At 71.4% G+C, this 15,622-nt stretch carries 10 protein-coding genes; 4 read left to right on the forward strand and 6 right to left on the reverse strand.

Going from position 1 to position 15,622, the window contains the following annotated elements; all coding sequences use genetic code 11:
- Positions 1 to 128 precede the first annotated feature (128 nt).
- The 3 genes from QMF80_RS01545 (at position 129) to QMF80_RS01555 (ending at position 6,743) form a co-directional block, all read left to right on the forward strand.
- Positions 129 to 629, forward strand: coding sequence for a DUF6912 family protein (locus QMF80_RS01545; RefSeq protein WP_283448836.1), 501 nt, complete (start codon positions 129 to 131; stop codon positions 627 to 629).
- Positions 626 to 1,315, forward strand: a complete 690-nt coding sequence (locus QMF80_RS01550; RefSeq protein WP_283448837.1) for an HAD family hydrolase — start codon at positions 626 to 628, stop codon at positions 1,313 to 1,315. The genes QMF80_RS01545 and QMF80_RS01550 overlap by 4 nt, the downstream gene beginning before the upstream one ends.
- A gap of 379 nt (positions 1,316 to 1,694) precedes the next feature.
- Positions 1,695 to 6,743, forward strand: a complete 5,049-nt coding sequence (locus QMF80_RS01555; RefSeq protein WP_283448838.1) for an NAD-glutamate dehydrogenase — start codon at positions 1,695 to 1,697, stop codon at positions 6,741 to 6,743.
- A 115-nt stretch (positions 6,744 to 6,858) separates the two neighbouring features.
- Here the strand turns inward: QMF80_RS01555 and QMF80_RS01560 are convergent, their stop codons facing one another.
- On the reverse strand, positions 6,859 to 7,698 hold the full coding sequence (locus QMF80_RS01560) for an ABC transporter ATP-binding protein (RefSeq protein WP_502962738.1): 840 nt from the start codon (positions 7,696 to 7,698) through the stop codon (positions 6,859 to 6,861).
- Positions 7,691 to 8,581, reverse strand: a complete 891-nt coding sequence (locus QMF80_RS01565) for an ABC transporter permease (RefSeq protein ID WP_283449172.1) — start codon at positions 8,579 to 8,581, stop codon at positions 7,691 to 7,693. Before QMF80_RS01565 ends, QMF80_RS01560 begins: the two co-directional genes overlap by 8 nt.
- Before the next feature lie 187 nt (positions 8,582 to 8,768).
- On the opposite strand from QMF80_RS01565, the gene QMF80_RS01570 reads away from it, so the two are divergent.
- A complete protein-coding gene (locus QMF80_RS01570; RefSeq protein WP_283448839.1) occupies positions 8,769 to 9,419 on the forward strand; it encodes a TetR/AcrR family transcriptional regulator in 651 nt (216 codons plus the stop codon).
- A 186-nt stretch (positions 9,420 to 9,605) separates the two neighbouring features.
- Here the strand turns inward: QMF80_RS01570 and QMF80_RS01575 are convergent, their stop codons facing one another.
- From QMF80_RS01575 to QMF80_RS01590, 4 genes are all read right to left on the reverse strand, one after another.
- Positions 9,606 to 11,831, reverse strand: coding sequence for a bifunctional glycosyltransferase/CDP-glycerol:glycerophosphate glycerophosphotransferase (locus tag QMF80_RS01575; RefSeq protein ID WP_283448840.1), 2,226 nt, complete (start codon positions 11,829 to 11,831; stop codon positions 9,606 to 9,608).
- A gap of 142 nt (positions 11,832 to 11,973) precedes the next feature.
- Positions 11,974 to 12,831 carry a carbohydrate ABC transporter permease gene (locus tag QMF80_RS01580; RefSeq protein ID WP_283448841.1) on the reverse strand — a complete coding sequence of 286 codons (858 nt, stop codon included), beginning with the start codon at positions 12,829 to 12,831 and terminating at the stop codon, positions 11,974 to 11,976.
- On the reverse strand, positions 12,828 to 14,156 hold the full coding sequence (locus QMF80_RS01585; RefSeq protein ID WP_502962739.1) for a carbohydrate ABC transporter permease: 1,329 nt from the start codon (positions 14,154 to 14,156) through the stop codon (positions 12,828 to 12,830). Before QMF80_RS01585 ends, QMF80_RS01580 begins: the two co-directional genes overlap by 4 nt.
- 5 nt (positions 14,157 to 14,161) lie before the next feature.
- A complete protein-coding gene (locus QMF80_RS01590) occupies positions 14,162 to 15,541 on the reverse strand; it encodes an ABC transporter substrate-binding protein (protein WP_283449179.1) in 1,380 nt (459 codons plus the stop codon).
- Between the last annotated feature and the right edge of the window lie 81 nt (positions 15,542 to 15,622).

Raw genomic sequence — 15,622 nt, forward strand, 5'->3', positions numbered from 1 at the left:
GTGGACGCGGACCGCCGTCCCCGCGGCACCCCGAAAGGGGACCGGGCCCTGGGCCGGGAGTGGAGCTTTGGCGCGCGCACCCGCGGTCGTATCCTGAGGGCGTTTCCGACTACCGAAAGCAGCCGGCCATGCGCGTGTACGTCCCCCTGACCCTCCCCGGGCTCGCCGAGGCGCACAAGGCGGGCGAGCTGGGCCCCGCCCCGCTGCGGGCGTACGCCGTCACGCCCGGCCTGCGCGAGTGGTACGTCTCGGACGACATCGAGGAGCTGGAGTACGCCGCCCTGAACCGGGCCGCCCTCGCCTCCCTGCGCCTGATCGCCGCGGACCCCGCCACCCCCCGCAGGCGGGTCGTCGTCGCGCTCGACGTGGACGACAAGGCCGCCGCCGCGACCCCCGGCGTGGACGAGGCCACCCTCGGACAGGTGGCGCTCGGCGCCGCCGTGCGCCTGACCGTGGCCGCCGCCGTGCACGTGGACGCCGAGGACGCCGAGTCCGATGTGACGGCCGCCGCGGCCGCGCTGGCCGCCGCGGACGCGGGCGACGACGACGCGCGGTTCACCGTGGACGGCGCCGAGGACCACGACCTGCTGTGGTTCGGCGTCCAGGAGATCCCCGGGCTGCTCAGATGACCGCCGTGAGCGCGGTGTCGGGGGCGCTCGGCGCCCACATCGTCTGGGACTGGAACGGGACCCTCCTCCACGACATCGACGCGGTCATGGCGGCCACGAACGCCTCCTTCGCCGAGCTGGGCTTCGCGCCGCTCACCCTGGAGCGCTACCGCGAGCTGTACGTCGTACCGGTGCCGAACTTCTACGCGCGGCTGATGGGACGGCTGCCCACCGACGACGAGTGGCTGCTCATGGACGCGACCTTCCACCGCCACTACTGGGCGCGGGCGGAGCACGCCGGGCTGGCCGAGGGCGCCCGGGAGCTGCTGGACGGCTGGCGGACGGCCGGGCTGACTCAGTCCCTGCTGTCCCTCGCGCCCCACGAGAAGCTGGTGCCCCTGGTCCGCAGGCACGGGATCGACGGGCACTTCCTGCGCGTCGACGGCCGCGTCGGCCCCTCGCACACCTCCAAGGCCGGTCATCTCGTACGTCATATGGCGGCCCTGGAGGAGACGGGTGTGACCGCTGCCCGTACGGTCCTCATCGGAGACGCCGTGGACGATGCCCTCGCGGCCGCTCACGTGGGCGCCCGGGCCGTGCTCTACACCGGCGGTTCGCACAGCCGCCGCAGTCTGGAATCAGCCGGAGTCCCGGTCGTGGACACCCTGGCGGACGCCGTACGGACTGCTCGCGAATTGGCGGGATAGCGACGTTTGAGATGCCCAGGAGGCCCCCCGCACGCGCGAGGGCCCTCCGTCGCTGTCCAGAGTGTCAAAGTTCGACCCCTGGTTTTGTACACATACAGCTCATGACGGGCCGGGGGTGAGGCGAGATAGCCTTGTCCCGTGATCAGCGCGATAGTCCTCGGGGGCACTGAAGCCCCCGGCCCGCGCCCGGCGCACCACCGTGCCCGGGCCATCGCTGATCCCCGCCGCCGGGGCCCCGTGCCGAACATGGCCGATTCTGCCCCGCCCGGCTCTGACGACGGCATAGCGTCGATCCCGAACGGACATCCCGCCTCGCGGCGCTATGTCATTTCTTCCTTCACCTACGTCACGCAATGGCGCGCGACAGGAGCCAGAGGACATGCAGACCAAGCTGGACGAAGCAAAGGCCGAGCTGCTCGCACGGGCGGCCCGGGTAGCTGAGCACAGCCCGGCCGGGGGGCTACTTCCGACTGGGTCCGAGCAAGGGGGGCGGCCGGATCCGGACACCACGCTCTCCTACCTCCAGCGCTACTACCTGCACACCGCACCCGAGGACCTCACCGACCGTGACCCGGTCGACGTCTTCGGCGCCGCGCTCTCCCACTACCGGCTCGCCGAGAACCGGCCACAGGGCACGGCCAGCGTGCGCGTCCACACCCCCACGGTCGAGGAGAACGGCTGGACCTCCAGCCACTCCGTCGTCGAGGTCGTCACCGACGACATGCCCTTCCTCGTCGACAGCGTCACCAACGAGCTGTCCCGCCAGGGCCGCGGCATCCACGTCGTGATCCACCCGCAGGTCGTCGTACGCCGTGACGTCACCGGCAAGCTGATCGAGATCCTCGGCCCCGACTGTGCCCACCCGTCGCCCGACCGCCACCCCTCGACGAGTCCCTCCGGGACGCCCGATGTCTTCGGTCCCGCCACCGCGCGTCCCCACGACTCCCTCGTCGAGTCCTGGATCCACGTCGAGATCGACCGCGAGACCGACCGCGCCGACCTCAAGCAGATCACCGCCGATCTGCTGCGCGTCCTGTCCGACGTCCGCGAGGCCGTCGAGGACTGGGAGAAGATGCGGGACGCCGCCCGCCGCATCGCCGAGGAGCTGCCCGGCGAGCCCACCGCCCCCGACCTGCGCGAGCACGAGCTGGACGAGGCCCGGGAGCTGCTGCGCTGGCTGGCCGGTGACAACTTCACCTTCCTCGGCTACCGCGAGTACAACCTGGTCGACGGGGACTCGCTGGCCGCCGTACCCGGCACCGGCCTGGGCATCCTGCGCTCCGACCCGATCCACAGCGGCAAGGACGAGGGCCACCCCGTCTCGCCGTCCTTCAACCGGCTGCCCGTCGACGCCCGCGCCAAGGCCCGCGAGCACAAGCTGCTGGTGCTGACCAAGGCCAACAGCCGCTCCACCGTCCACCGCCCGTCCTACCTCGACTACGTCGGCGTCAAGAAGTTCGACGCCGAGGGCAACGTCGTCGGCGAGCGCCGCTTCCTCGGCCTGTTCTCCTCGGCCGCCTACACCGAGTCCGTGCGCCGCGTCCCGGTGATCCGCCGCAAGGTCGTCGAGGTCCTCGACGGCGCGGGCTTCGCGCCCAGCAGCCACGACGGCCGCGACCTGCTCCAGATCCTGGAGACCTACCCGCGCGACGAGCTGTTCCAGACCCCGGTCGACCAGCTGCGCGCCATCGCCACCTCGGTCCTGTACCTCCAGGAACGCCGCCGACTGCGGCTGTACCTGCGCCAGGACGAGTACGGGCGCTACTACTCGGCCCTGGTCTACCTGCCCCGCGACCGCTACACCACCGGCGTCCGGCTGCGCCTGATCGCGATCCTCCAGGAGGAACTGGGCGGCACCAGCGTCGACTTCACCGCCTGGAACACGGAGTCGATCCTCTCCCGCATCCACTTCGTCGTCCGCGTCCCGCAGGGCACCGAGCTGCCCGCCCTCACCGACGCCGACGCCGACCGCATCGAGGCCCGCCTGGTCGAGGCGGCCCGCTCCTGGGCCGACGGCTTCGGCGAGGCGCTGACCGCCGAGTGCGGCGAGGAGCGCGCCGCCGAGCTGCTGCGCCGCTACGGGTCCTCCTTCCCCGAGGGCTACAAGGCCGACCACTCCCCGCGCGCCGCGGTCGCCGACCTGGTCCGCCTGGAACGGCTGTCCGCCAGCACCAGCGACTTCGACCTGTCGCTGTACGAGCCGGTCGGTGCGGCCCCCGGCGAACGCCGCTTCAAGATCTACCGCCAGGGCGAGCAGGTCTCCCTGTCCGCCGTACTGCCGGTCCTCCAGCGCCTCGGCGTCGAGGTCACCGACGAGCGGCCCTACGAGCTGCGCTGCGCCGACCGCACGCACGCCTGGATCTACGACTTCGGCCTGCGCCTGCCCGTCTCCGCCGGGAACGGCGACTACGTCGGCGACGACGCCCGCGAGCGGTTCCAGAACGCCTTCGCCGCCGTCTGGCAGGGCCAGGCGGAGAACGACAACTTCAACACCCTGGTGCTGAGCGCCGGGCTCACCTGGCGGCAGGCCGTGGTGCTGCGCGCGTACGCGAAGTACCTGCGCCAGGCCGGTTCCACCTTCAGCCAGGACTACATGGAGGACACCCTCCGCAACAACGTCCACACCACCCGGCTGCTGGTCTCGCTCTTCGAGGCGCGGCTGTCTCCCGGCCGCCAGGCCGCGGGCACCGAGCTGATCGACGCGATGCTGGAGGAGCTGGAAGGCGCCCTGGACCAGGTCGCCTCGCTGGACGAGGACCGCATCCTGCGGGCCTTCCTCACCCTCATCAAGGCCACCCTGCGGACCAACTTCTTCCAGAGCGCCAGCGAGGGAAGCGACAAGCGGGGCCAGAAGACGAAGTCCGGCGAGCCGCACTCCTACGTGTCGATGAAGTTCGACCCGCAGGCGATCCCGGACCTCCCCGCGCCCCGCCCGGCGTACGAGATCTGGGTCTACTCCCCGCGCGTCGAGGGCGTCCACCTGCGCTTCGGCAAGGTCGCCCGTGGCGGCCTGCGCTGGTCCGACCGGCGCGAGGACTTCCGTACGGAGGTCCTCGGCCTGGTCAAGGCGCAGATGGTGAAGAACACCGTCATCGTGCCGGTCGGCGCCAAGGGCGGCTTCGTCGCCAAGAACCTGCCCGACCCGTCGGTGGACCGCGACGCCTGGCTCGCCGAGGGCATCGCCTCGTACAAGATCTTCATCTCGGCGCTGCTCGACATCACCGACAACCTCGTCGGCGGCGAGGTCGTGCCGCCGAAGGACGTGGTCCGCCACGACGAGGACGACACCTACCTCGTCGTCGCCGCAGACAAGGGCACCGCGACCTTCTCCGACATCGCCAACGCCGTCGCCGAGTCCTACGGCTTCTGGCTCGGCGACGCCTTCGCCTCGGGCGGCTCGGCCGGTTACGACCACAAGGGCATGGGCATCACCGCCCGCGGCGCCTGGGAGTCGGTCAAGCGGCACTTCCGCGAGCTGGGCCACGACACCCAGAACGAGGACTTCACGGCGGTCGGCGTCGGTGACATGTCCGGCGACGTCTTCGGCAACGGCATGCTGCTCTCCGAGCACATCCGCCTGGTCGCCGCCTTCGACCACCGGCACATCTTCCTCGACCCGAACCCGGACGCGGCCACCTCGTACGCCGAGCGCCGCCGCCTGTTCGAGCTGCCGCGCTCCTCGTGGGCCGACTACGACACCTCGCTGCTCTCCGCGGGCGGCGGCATCCACCCCCGCACCGCCAAGGCCATCCCGGTCACCCCGCAGATCCGCCAGGCCCTCGGCATCGAGGCCGGGATCAGCAAGATGACCCCGGCCGAGCTGATGCAGGCCGTCCTCAAGTCCCCCGTGGACCTGCTGTGGAACGGCGGCATCGGTACGTACGTCAAGGCGACGGCCGAGACCCACGCGGACGTCGGCGACAAGGCGAACGACGCCATCCGCGTCGACGGCCAGGACGTGCGCGCCCGGGTCATCGGCGAGGGCGGCAACCTCGGTCTGACCCAGCTGGGCCGGATCGAGTTCGCCCGGCTCGGCGCGGGCGGCGAGGGCGGCAAGATCAACACGGACGCCATCGACAACAGCGCGGGCGTGGACACCTCCGACCACGAGGTGAACATCAAGATCCTGCTCAACGCGGTGGTCTCCGACGGCGACATGACCGTCAAGCAGCGCAACACCCTCCTCGCCGCGATGACCGACGAGGTCGGCCACCTGGTCCTGCGCAACAACTACGCGCAGAACGTCGCGCTCGCCAACGGCGCGGCCCAGGCCCCCAGCCTGCTCCACGCCCAGCAGCGCTTCATGCGCCGCCTGGAGCGGGACGGACGGCTCGACCGGGGGCTGGAGTTCCTGCCCACCGACCGGCAGATCCGCGAACTGCTCAGCGGCAACCGCGGCCTGACCCAGCCGGAACTGGCCGTCCTGTTCGCCTACACCAAGATCACGGTGGCGGACGAGCTGATCGGCACCGGGCTGCCGGACGACCCCTACCTGCGCCGACTGCTGCACGAGTACTTCCCGGGCGCGCTGCGCGAGCAGTTCCCCGAGCAGATCGACGCGCACGCGCTGCGCCGCGAGATCACCACCACGATCCTGGTCAACGACACCGTCAACAGCGGTGGCTCGACCTTCCTGCACCGGCTGCGCGAGGAGACCGGGGCCTCCCTGGAGGAGATCGTCCGGGCGCAGCTCTCGGCCCGCGAGATCTTCGGCCTGGCCGAGGTGTGGGACGCGGTCGAGGCGCTGGACACCAAGGTCGCGGCCGATGTGCAGACCCGGATCCGGCTGCACTCGCGCCGTCTGGTCGAGCGCGGCACCCGCTGGCTGCTCAACAACCGGCCGCAGCCGCTCCAGATCACCGAGACCATCGGCTTCTTCAGCGAGCGGGTCACGCACGTGTGGTCCGAGCTGCCCAAGCTGGTGCGCGGCGCCGACCAGGAGTGGTACGTGTCGATCGTGGCCGAGCTGACCGGGGCGGGCGTCCCGGAGGAGCTGGCCGCGAAGGTGGCCGGGTTCTCCTCGGCCTTCCCGACGCTCGACATCGTCGCGATCGCCGACCGCACGGGCATCGAGCCGCTGGCGGTGGCCGAGGTCTACTACGACCTCGCGGACCGCCTGGAGATCACCAAGCTGATGGACCGGATCATCGAGCTGCCGCGGTCCGACCGCTGGCAGTCGATGGCCCGCGCCTCCATCCGTGAGGACCTGTTCGCCGCGCACGCGGCGCTGACCGCCGACGTACTGGCGGTCGGCAACGGTGCCTCGACTCCCGAGCAGCGCTTCGCGGCGTGGGAGGAGAAGAGCGCGGCGATCATCGGCCGGGCCCGGACGACCCTGGAGGAGATCCAGAGTTCGGACGACTTCGACCTCGCGAACCTGTCGGTGGCGATGCGGACGATGCGTTCGCTGCTGCGGACGCACAGCTGAGCGTCGTAGCGGGAGAAGCAGGGCGAACGGGGAGGGCCCCGGGACCGGATTCCGGTCCCGGGGCCCTCCCCGTTCGTGTCCTGCCGTGCTGCCGTCCTGCTGCACGGCCCTTGGGCTATTGCCTGCCGAACTCCTCGTACGCGTCGCAGACTTCCTTGGTCGGCCCGTCCATCCGCAGCACGCCGTGCTCCAGCCACAGGACCCGGTCGCAGGTCTCGCGGATGGTGCCGATGCCGTGGCTGACCAGGAAGACCGTGCCCGCCGTCTTGCGCAGCTCCTCGATCCGCCGCTGGCTGCGCCGCTGGAAGGCGGCGTCACCGGTGGCGAGGGCCTCGTCGATCATCAGGACGTCGTGGTCCTTGGCCGCGGCGATGGAGAAGCGCAGGCGGGCGCCCATGCCGGAGGAGTAGGTGCGCATCGGGAGCGAGATGAAGTCGCCCTTCTCGTTGATTCCGGAGAAGTCGACGATGCCCTGGTAGCGCTCCTGGACCTGCTGCTTGGACATGCCCATGGCCAGGCCGCCGAGGATGACGTTGCGCTCGCCGGTCAGGTCGTTCATCAGGGCGGCGTTCACGCCGAGCAGCGAGGGCTGGCCGTGCGAGAAGATCCGGCCGCTCTCCACGGGCTGCAGGCCCGCGATCGCCGAGAGCAGGGTGGACTTGCCGGAGCCGTTGGTGCCGATCAGGCCGATGGCCTCGCCCTTGTACGCGATGAAGGACACCCCGCGTACGGCGCGCACCTCGCGGATCCCGGGCTTGGGCTTCTTGCGGTTGAAGATCCGGCTGAGCGCGGCGGTGGCGCTGCCGCGGCCGCCGCCGGTGCCCACGATCTTGTAGGTGATGTGGACGTTGTCCGCGATGACGGTCGGGACGCGGGTGTCGGCGGGTGCGTGGACCCGGTCGGCCGTCGTGCCGGTCGTCGTGCCCGTCGTCGTATCAGTCGTCGTATCAGCCACGGCCGTACTCCTCCTCGGCCTTCCAGAAGTAGATGAAGCCGCCGATGCCGACGACGAGGGACCAGCCGAGGGCGATCAGCCAGACGTGGTGCGGGAGTGCGGAGATCTTGGTGCTGTCGATCAGCGCGTACCGCATCAGGTCGATGTAGACGGCGGCCGGGTTGAACTGGAGCACGGTCATCACCCAGTGCGGCAGGTGGTCGTTCTTCAGCATGTCGCTGATGCTCCACATGACGCCCGAGGAGTACATCCAGGTGCGCAGGATGAAGGGCATCAGCTGGCTGACGTCCGGGTTCTTGCTGCCGAGGCGGGCCATGACCATGGCGCAGCCCGCGCAGAAGACGGCCATCAGGAACAGGGTGGGGAAGGCCAGCAGCCAGCGCGGGCCCGGAACCTGGCCGAAGCAGAGCAGCAGCACGACCAGCGCGCCCATGGTGACGAGCAGCTGCTGGAAGAGCTGGATCACGCTGGACAGGGGGAGGCTGGCGCGGGGGAAGTGCAGGGCCCGGACGAGGCCGAGGTTGCTGTGGACCGCGCGGGTTCCGGCGTTGATCGAACTGCCGATGAAGTCCCAGACGAAGACGCCCGTGATCAGGAACGGGAGGTAGTCCGAGACGCCGCGGCTGGCGTTCATGATGATGCCGAAGATGAAGTAGTACACGGCCGCGTTCAGCAGCGGGGTGACCAGGTGCCAGACCTGGCCGAGCTTCGCGGTGCTGTACGTCGAGGCCATGCGCGCGGTCGCGTACGACATCACGAAGTGGCGGCGGTCCCAGAGCTGCCGGATGTAGGTCGGCAACGAGGGGCGGGCGCCGCTGAGCGTCAGGCCGTGGGCGGCCGCCAGGGCGTCGATGTCCAGCTCGGCGGCCGGGGCTCCGGCCATGGTGGTGGTCGTGGTCACGGGGGTCGCTTTCGACGGGGGCGGGGCGTCGGGACCCGGGCCTCCCAGCGGCAGCTGAGGGCGGGACGGGTCCGTATCGTCGCTAGGGCGAGATTAGGGCGGGACGCGTCGGAACGCAACCGTATCGTCGTGACGGGCCAGGGACGGCGTACGCGGCTATGCTCCCTGTATGACCACGGACCCCGCCGCTCCCGCCTCCGCCCGTGCCGCCGTCCCCGCTGCCGCTCGGGTCACCCGTCGTCGGGCGCCCGCCGGGGCCGCCGTCCTGCGGGCGGACGTGACCGAGGCGATCCGGGACGCGGTGGTCGAGGAACTGGCCGCGGTCGGCTTCGCACGGATGTCGATCGAGGGGATCGCGCGGCGGGCGGGGGTCGGCAAGACGGCCGTCTACCGGCGGTGGAAGTCCAAGCTGCATCTGGTGCTGGATCTGGTCGCCGCCTTCGCGGTGGACGGGCTGCCGGTGCCTGCCACCGGGTCGCTGTACGGGGACGTACGGGCCCTGCTCGAAGTCATGTCGCACGTGCTGCGGCACCCGGTCGCGTCCGCGGTCATCCCCGACCTGCTGGTCGAGGCGGCGCGGAACCCGGAGATCGCGTCCGCGGTGCGGGGGGCGCTGCTGGACGGGCAGCGGAGGCTCGCCGAGGGGATCGTGTCGGAGGCGGTCGCGCGGGGGGAGCTGGTGGAGGGTACCGATCCGGAGCGGGCGCTCGATCTGGCGATCGGGCCGTTGTACTGGCGGGTGGTGGTCGTGAGCGGTTCCGCTCCGCGGGGGTACCTGGATGATCTGGCCGCTTCGGTCGTGGCGGGTCTCAAGGCCTGACCCTGGCGGGTCGCGGCCCCTTCCCGGGGCGGGGGCCCCGCGGGGCTGCTTTTGGCTGGGTCCGGGTGCCGCCGTGCGGGCTGGTCTGCCCTCCGGGGGCGCCTCAAACGCCGGCGGGGCTGGGGTTGGTGGGTGTCCAGCCTGCCCGGCGTTTGAGGGGCCGCCGGGGGCGCGTCCGCTGGGTCGTTAGGGCCTGAGGGGGGCCGCCGGGGTGGGGTGGCGGTCTTCCAGGGGGATCACCGGGGGGAGGGCCGAGGACTGGCCCAGGAAGACCCGCCGCACCACCCGCTCCGCCGCGTAACCGTCGTCGTACGAGCAGAACCGGGACCGGAAGGACGCCCGGAGCTGCGCCGAGCGCGAGCCCCGCCAGTGCCCGGTGGCGAAGATGTCCACCAGCTCGTCCTCGGTCCGCGCGACCGCCCCCGGCGGAAAGGCGCGGAGGTCGAAGTACGTGCCGCGCGAGGCCTCGTACGCCTCCCAGTCGTCCGCGTGGATCACGATCGGCCGGTCCAGCGCCGCGTAGTCGAACATCAGCGACGAGTAGTCCGTCACCAACGCGTCCGACGCCAGGCAGAGTTCCTCCACCGACGGGTGGTCCGACACGTCCAGCAGCCGGGGGTGCGGGTCCCACGGCGGCGGCGCGTCCGCGTACGTCAGGTGCGTGCGCGCCAGGATCGTGAACCGCGGCCCCAGATCGCGCAGCACCCGCTCGAAGTCGAGGTGGTCGGGCCTGCTGCGCCGGTAGTCGCGGTGCGTGGGCGCGTACAGGATGACCGTCGAGCCCGCCGGGACGCCCAGGCGTTCGCGCAGCTCCAGCACCTCGCCGGGGCCCGCCCGGTGGAAGACGTCGTTGCGCGGGTAGCCGTACTCCAGCGTCGTGTACGACGACGGCAGCGCCTTCTCCCACACCAGCGTGGAGTGCCGGTTCGCGGAGAGCAGGTAGTCCCACTGGTCGGCGCCCCGCAGCAGGCCCGCGAAATCGGTGGTCGGGGTGGCCGCCGGGCGGTCCTGGAGGTCCAGGCCGACCCGCTTGAGCGGGGTCCCGTGCTGGGTCTGCACCAGGATCTGCCCCGGCCGCTTCACCAGCGCCCGGTCGAAGTTGACGTTCGTCACCAGGTACGTCGCCCGCGCCAGCGCCGTCCAGTACGCCAGCGAGCCGGGGAGCAGCGCGGTCGTCTCCTTCGGCAGGGTCGCGGTGTGCGCCGGGTCGCAGATCCACGCCGTGCGCGTGCCGGGCGCCAGTTCCCGCAGCTTCGCCTCGATCGCGGCCGGGTTGCAGGCGTAGCCGCCGTGCCAGTACGCGCTGAACACGGCGAGCCCGGACCGCAGCGGCAGCAGCCGCTGGATCCGGTAGTGGCAGCGCAGGGCGGTTTCCCGCAGCCCCCGCCAGGCGGTGGCCGCGGCGCGCCCGAGCCGGATCGCGGTGGCCCGCAGCGCCGAGAGCAGCCCGTACGTCCGCCGGACCCCGCACCGCATCAGGGTGTGCCGCACCCGGTCGGTGCGGGAGAGGGACACCGGGCGCGCGCCGGAGCGCACCGGGACCCGGTAGCGGCGCAGCAGGGTGGCCGCGCGCCGGAAGAACTCGGGCCGTCCGGCGCGCGGGAGGCGGCGCGGGTCGGCGTACAGGGCGCAGAAGTGCTCGGCCATCCGCCGGTGCACGACGGGCCGCCACCGGTCGAGTTCGGGCCGGGTGCCGAGGTAGGCGAACACCCGGTCGTACTGGTCGAAGATGTCGAGGTGGCGGCGGCTGGAGGTGGCCAGGATCGAGCCGGTGCGTCGCTGGCGGTAGTGCACGCACACCCGGTCCAGGACGGCGACGGACTCGGCGGCCAGCAGTGCCGGGTAGGTCCAGGGGGTGTCCTCGTAGAAACCGGGCGGGAAGGCGAGGCCCTCGCGCTCGATGAACTCGCGGCGGTACGTCTTGTTCCACACCACCATGAGCATGCCGAGCAGCGCCGGGCGGTCCGTGAGCCGGAAGCTGGCCGGGCCCTCCTCTGAGAGCCGGTGCGCGAGCCGGTTGCGGGTGGTCTCGCCGGTCCAGAAGGTGCGCGCGTAGTCGTAGACGAGGACGTCGGGGGAGCCGGTGGCCTTCAGGCGGTCCGCGACGGCCTGCAGGGCGCCGGGGGCGAGGGTGTCGTCGCCGTCGAGGAAGACGAGGTAGTCGCCGGTGGCCCGGGCCAGGCCCGCGTTGCGTGCCGGGCCCAGGCCTCCGTTGTGCGGGAGGTGCACGGGGGTGACCCGGGGGTCCCGGGCGGCGTACTCGTCGATGATCTGGCCGCAGGCGTCCGGGGAAGCGTCGTCCACCACGATCAGTTCCAGATCCGGGTACGACTGGGAGAGGACCGATTCCAGACTCTCCTGGAGGTACGCCTGGACCTTGTACGCGGGCACGATGACGCTGAACCGGGTCACGGCACATCCAGGGGTCGGCGCGGGCATATTACCCACCAACCCCGGGGGTGGTGATCGGGTTACGCGACCTGTGGCATTTGGGTTACGCAGCGTCAACGCAGCACGTCAACGCGGCGATTCGCCCCTTTCGATCATCCGCCGACTACTTGATGGCGCCCGCCATCACCCCCGAGACGAACTGCCGCTGGAACGCGAAGAACACGGCCAGCGGGATCACCATCGACAGGAACGCGCCCGGCGCCAGGACATCGATGTTGTTGCTGAACTGCCGTACTTGCTGCTGGAGCGCCACCGTGATCGGCGGGTGCGCCGAGTCCGCGAAGACCAGCGCCACCAGCATGTCGTTCCACACCCACAGGAACTGGAAGATGCCCAGCGAGGCGATCGCCGGACCGCCCAGCGGCAGCACCACCCGGGTGAACAGCCTCAGTTCGCCCGCGCCGTCCAGCCGCGCCGCCTCCAGCAGTTCGCGCGGGATCTCGGCGAAGAAGTTCCGCAGCAGGAACACCGCGAACGGCAGCCCGAAGGCGGTGTGGAACAGCACCACACCGGCCGTGGTCTCGAACAGCCCGATGGAGCCGAAGAGTTCGGAGACCGGGATCAGCGCCACCTGTACGGGGACCACGAGCAGCGCGACCACCAGCAGGAACAGCGCGTCCCGGCCCGGGAACTCCAGCCAGGCGAAGGCGTATCCGGCGAAGGCGCCCAGCAGCACCACCAGCAGGGTCGCGGGCACGGTGATCGCCACCGTGCTCAGCAGGGACCCCGTGATGGTGTCGTTGGACAGCAGGTGGTCGTAGTTGACGGTGGTCAGCCGGGACGGCGCGGTCAGCACCTGCCACCAGCCGGCCTTGTTCAGGTCGGCCGGGGACAGCAGCGAGGAGATCAGCAGCCCCAGGGTCGGCAGCAGCCAGAACATGGCGGCCAGGACCAGGAACACCCGGACCGCCCCGCCCGCGGCGCGCGCCGCCAGCCTGCCCGTGACGCTCGTGTCGCTCATCGGGCTGCCTCCCGGCGCATCCGGTGGATGTTGTAGAGCATGACGGGGAGCACCAGCACCAGCAGCAGGACCGCGATGGCGCTGCCCAGGCCCGGGTTCGCGTCCGTGCCGAAGGAGGTGCGGTAGAGCTGGAGCGCCAGGACGTTCGCGTCGTCCTGCACCGAGCCGGGCGCGATCACGAAGACCAGGTCGAAGATCTTCATGACGTTGATGACCAGGGTCACCAGCACCACGCCCAGCACCGGCGCCAGCAGCGGCACGGTGATCCGGCGGAACACCTGCCACTCGTTGGCCCCGTCCACCCGGGCCGCCTCCAGCAGCTCCCTGGGCACGGCGGCCAGCCCGGCCCCGATCAGGACCATCGCGAACCCGGCCCACATCCACACGTACGCGCCGATGACGGCCGGAGTGACCAGCGTCGGGCCCAGCCACTGCACGCCCGCGTAGGGCGCGGCGAAGTTCGACGCGGGCAGCCGCAGCAGCGCCCCGTCGGCCTTCGCGGACAGCGTGAAGGTGCCGTCGCCCGAAGCCGTGGCCGAGTCCACCACCTTGCCGTCCTTGACCGCCTCGACCCGCATGCCCGCGTACCCCGACTCCGCCGGGTCCAGCGCGTTCGTACGGCCGCCCCCGCCCCGGGTGAAGTCCTGCCAGGCGGTTCCGGTCACCTTGTCCGGCTCGGCGCCGGCCGCCTTCGCCGGACGGGTGCCCTTCGGGAGGTCGGCCGGGGCCACCCCGACCAGCGGGAGCAGCGCCGGGACGCCCGCCCGTACCGGATCACGCGTCACGAACGCGCCACCGCCCGCGTCCACGAGCGGCGAGTCCCGGCCCGGCCGGGCCTTGGGGAACGCCGAGGACGGCGCGAAGGTGTCGTGGACGCCGACCCACACCGCGTTCGCCACCCCGCGGTCCGGGTCCGCCTCGTACACCAGCCGGAAGATGATGCCCGCGGCCAGCATCGAGATGGCCATGGGCATGAACACCAGCAGCTTGAACGCCGTTCCCCAGCGCACCCGTTCGGTCAGCACCGCGAAGATCAGGCCCAGCGCGGTCGCCGTCGTCGGCGCCAGCACCACCCACAGGGCGGTGTTGCCGAGCGCGGTGCGGATGGTGTCGTCGTGCAGGATCTCCCGGTAGTTCGCGGCGCCCACGAAGGAGCCGCCGGACCGGTCGAAGAGGCTGCGGTAGAGGGAGTAGCCGATCGGGTGCACGACCAGCGCGCCCAGCAGCACCAGCGCGGGCAGCAGGAACGCCGCCGCCACGATCCGCTGCCGCCGGGCCGCACGGGTCCGGGCACCGGCCGCGGCGGCGACCGTCTTCGGGGCCACCGGGATCAGTTCCCGAAGGCCTTGGCCGCGTCGGCCTCCAGCCTTGCCTGGGTCCCCGCCACGTCGGCGGGGTTCGCCAGGAAGTCCTGGAGGTCCTTCCACTCACCCGCCCCCGGCGTACCGCCGAAGGACGCCGGAGCCTGGTCCGACATGTCGAAGCGGAAGTCGTCGCCCGCCGCGATCAGGTTCTTGGCGATGTCGCGCTGGATGGCGTTGGGGTAGGCACCCGGATTCACCGCGCGGTTGGGCGAGACGAACCCGCCCAGCTTCGCCTGGATCTCCGCCGCGTCCGTCGACGCCAGGAACGTCAGCAGCGCCTGCGCGCCCTTCGTGGGCTTCAGCGCCACCGCCACGTCGCCGCCCGACACCACGGGGGCCTTCGCGCCGACCTTCGGGAAGGGGAACACCAGGGCGTCCTCACCCACCTTCGCCTCCGTCTGCGCGATGTTCACCGCGACGAAGTCACCCTCGAAGACCATCCCCGCCGCGGGCCGGTCCCCGCCCGTGAAGGTCTGGGTGACGGACTTCGGGAACTCGGTCGCCAGCGCGCCGGTCTGGCCGCCCGCCAGGAAGTCCTTGCGCCCGAACAGCTGGCCCAGGGTGGTCAGCGCCTGCTTGACGCTGTCGTCCGTCCACTTGATCTCGTGCTTGGCCAGCTGGTCGTACTTCTGCGGACCCGCCTGCGAGAGGTAGATGTTCTCGAACCAGTCGGTCAGGGTCCAGCCGTCCGCGCCGCCCACCGACACCGCCGGTACACCCGAGGCCGACAGGGTGTCCGCCGTCTCCAGGAACGCCGCCCACGTCTCGGGGACCTGCGCGCCCGCCGCCTTGAACGCCTTCGCGTTGTACCAGACCAGCGACTTGTTGGCCGCCTTGTAGTACACGCCGTACTGGGTTCCGTTCACCGCGCCCAGCGACTTCCAGCCCGCCGAGTAGTTCTGGTCCAGCTGCTTCCGCGCCTCCGGGCCCACCGGCTGCACCCACTTGTTCGCCACCGCCGACACCAGCGCCCCGACCTGGGGCAGCAGCGCCACGTCCGGCGGCGCGCCGCCCGCGACCTTCGTACCGAGGAAGGTGACGATCGGGTCCTGCGCGGGGACGAAGGTGACGGTGGCGCCCGTCCGCTTCTCGAACTCCTTGAGCACCTTGGTGAAGTTCTCCTGCTCCGGGCCCGTCCAGACCGCGGCGACCTCCACCTTCTCGCCCGCCAGGGAAGGCAACTGAACGCTCGGCCGGCTCTCCCCGCCCTGCGGGGAGGGGGACGCGTCCTTCTTCCCGTCGCCGCCGCCACCGCACGCGGTGAGGGCCAGCGCGCCCACGGCGGCCAGCGCCGTCCAGCCGCGCAGGCGTGTCCGTGTGGTACGTCCCGATCCGTGCGTGTGCATGGCTGCGCCCCCGATGTCCATGGTGTGTCCCGGACCACAAGGTCTACGCCGAGCCGTGCGCCCCCGCAATACCGCGTCGGG

Origin of the sequence: Streptomyces sp. G-G2 (genome assembly GCF_030063135.1) — a bacterium.
Taxonomy (GTDB): domain Bacteria; phylum Actinomycetota; class Actinomycetes; order Streptomycetales; family Streptomycetaceae; genus Streptomyces.

Excerpts from the sequence above, each read along its gene's own strand:
- QMF80_RS01545 (WP_283448836.1), top strand. The coding sequence starts at position 129 with ATGCGCGTGTACGTCCCCCTGACCCTCCCCGGGCTCGCCGAGGCGCAC.
- QMF80_RS01550 (WP_283448837.1), top strand. The coding sequence starts at position 626 with ATGACCGCCGTGAGCGCGGTGTCGGGGGCGCTCGGCGCCCACATCGTC.
- QMF80_RS01590 (WP_283449179.1), bottom strand. The coding sequence starts at position 15,541 with ATGCACACGCACGGATCGGGACGTACCACACGGACACGCCTGCGCGGC.
- QMF80_RS01565 (WP_283449172.1), bottom strand. The coding sequence starts at position 8,581 with ATGGCCGGAGCCCCGGCCGCCGAGCTGGACATCGACGCCCTGGCGGCC.
- QMF80_RS01555 (WP_283448838.1), top strand. The coding sequence starts at position 1,695 with ATGCAGACCAAGCTGGACGAAGCAAAGGCCGAGCTGCTCGCACGGGCG.
- QMF80_RS01580 (WP_283448841.1), bottom strand. The coding sequence starts at position 12,831 with ATGAGCGACACGAGCGTCACGGGCAGGCTGGCGGCGCGCGCCGCGGGC.
- QMF80_RS01570 (WP_283448839.1), top strand. The coding sequence starts at position 8,769 with ATGACCACGGACCCCGCCGCTCCCGCCTCCGCCCGTGCCGCCGTCCCC.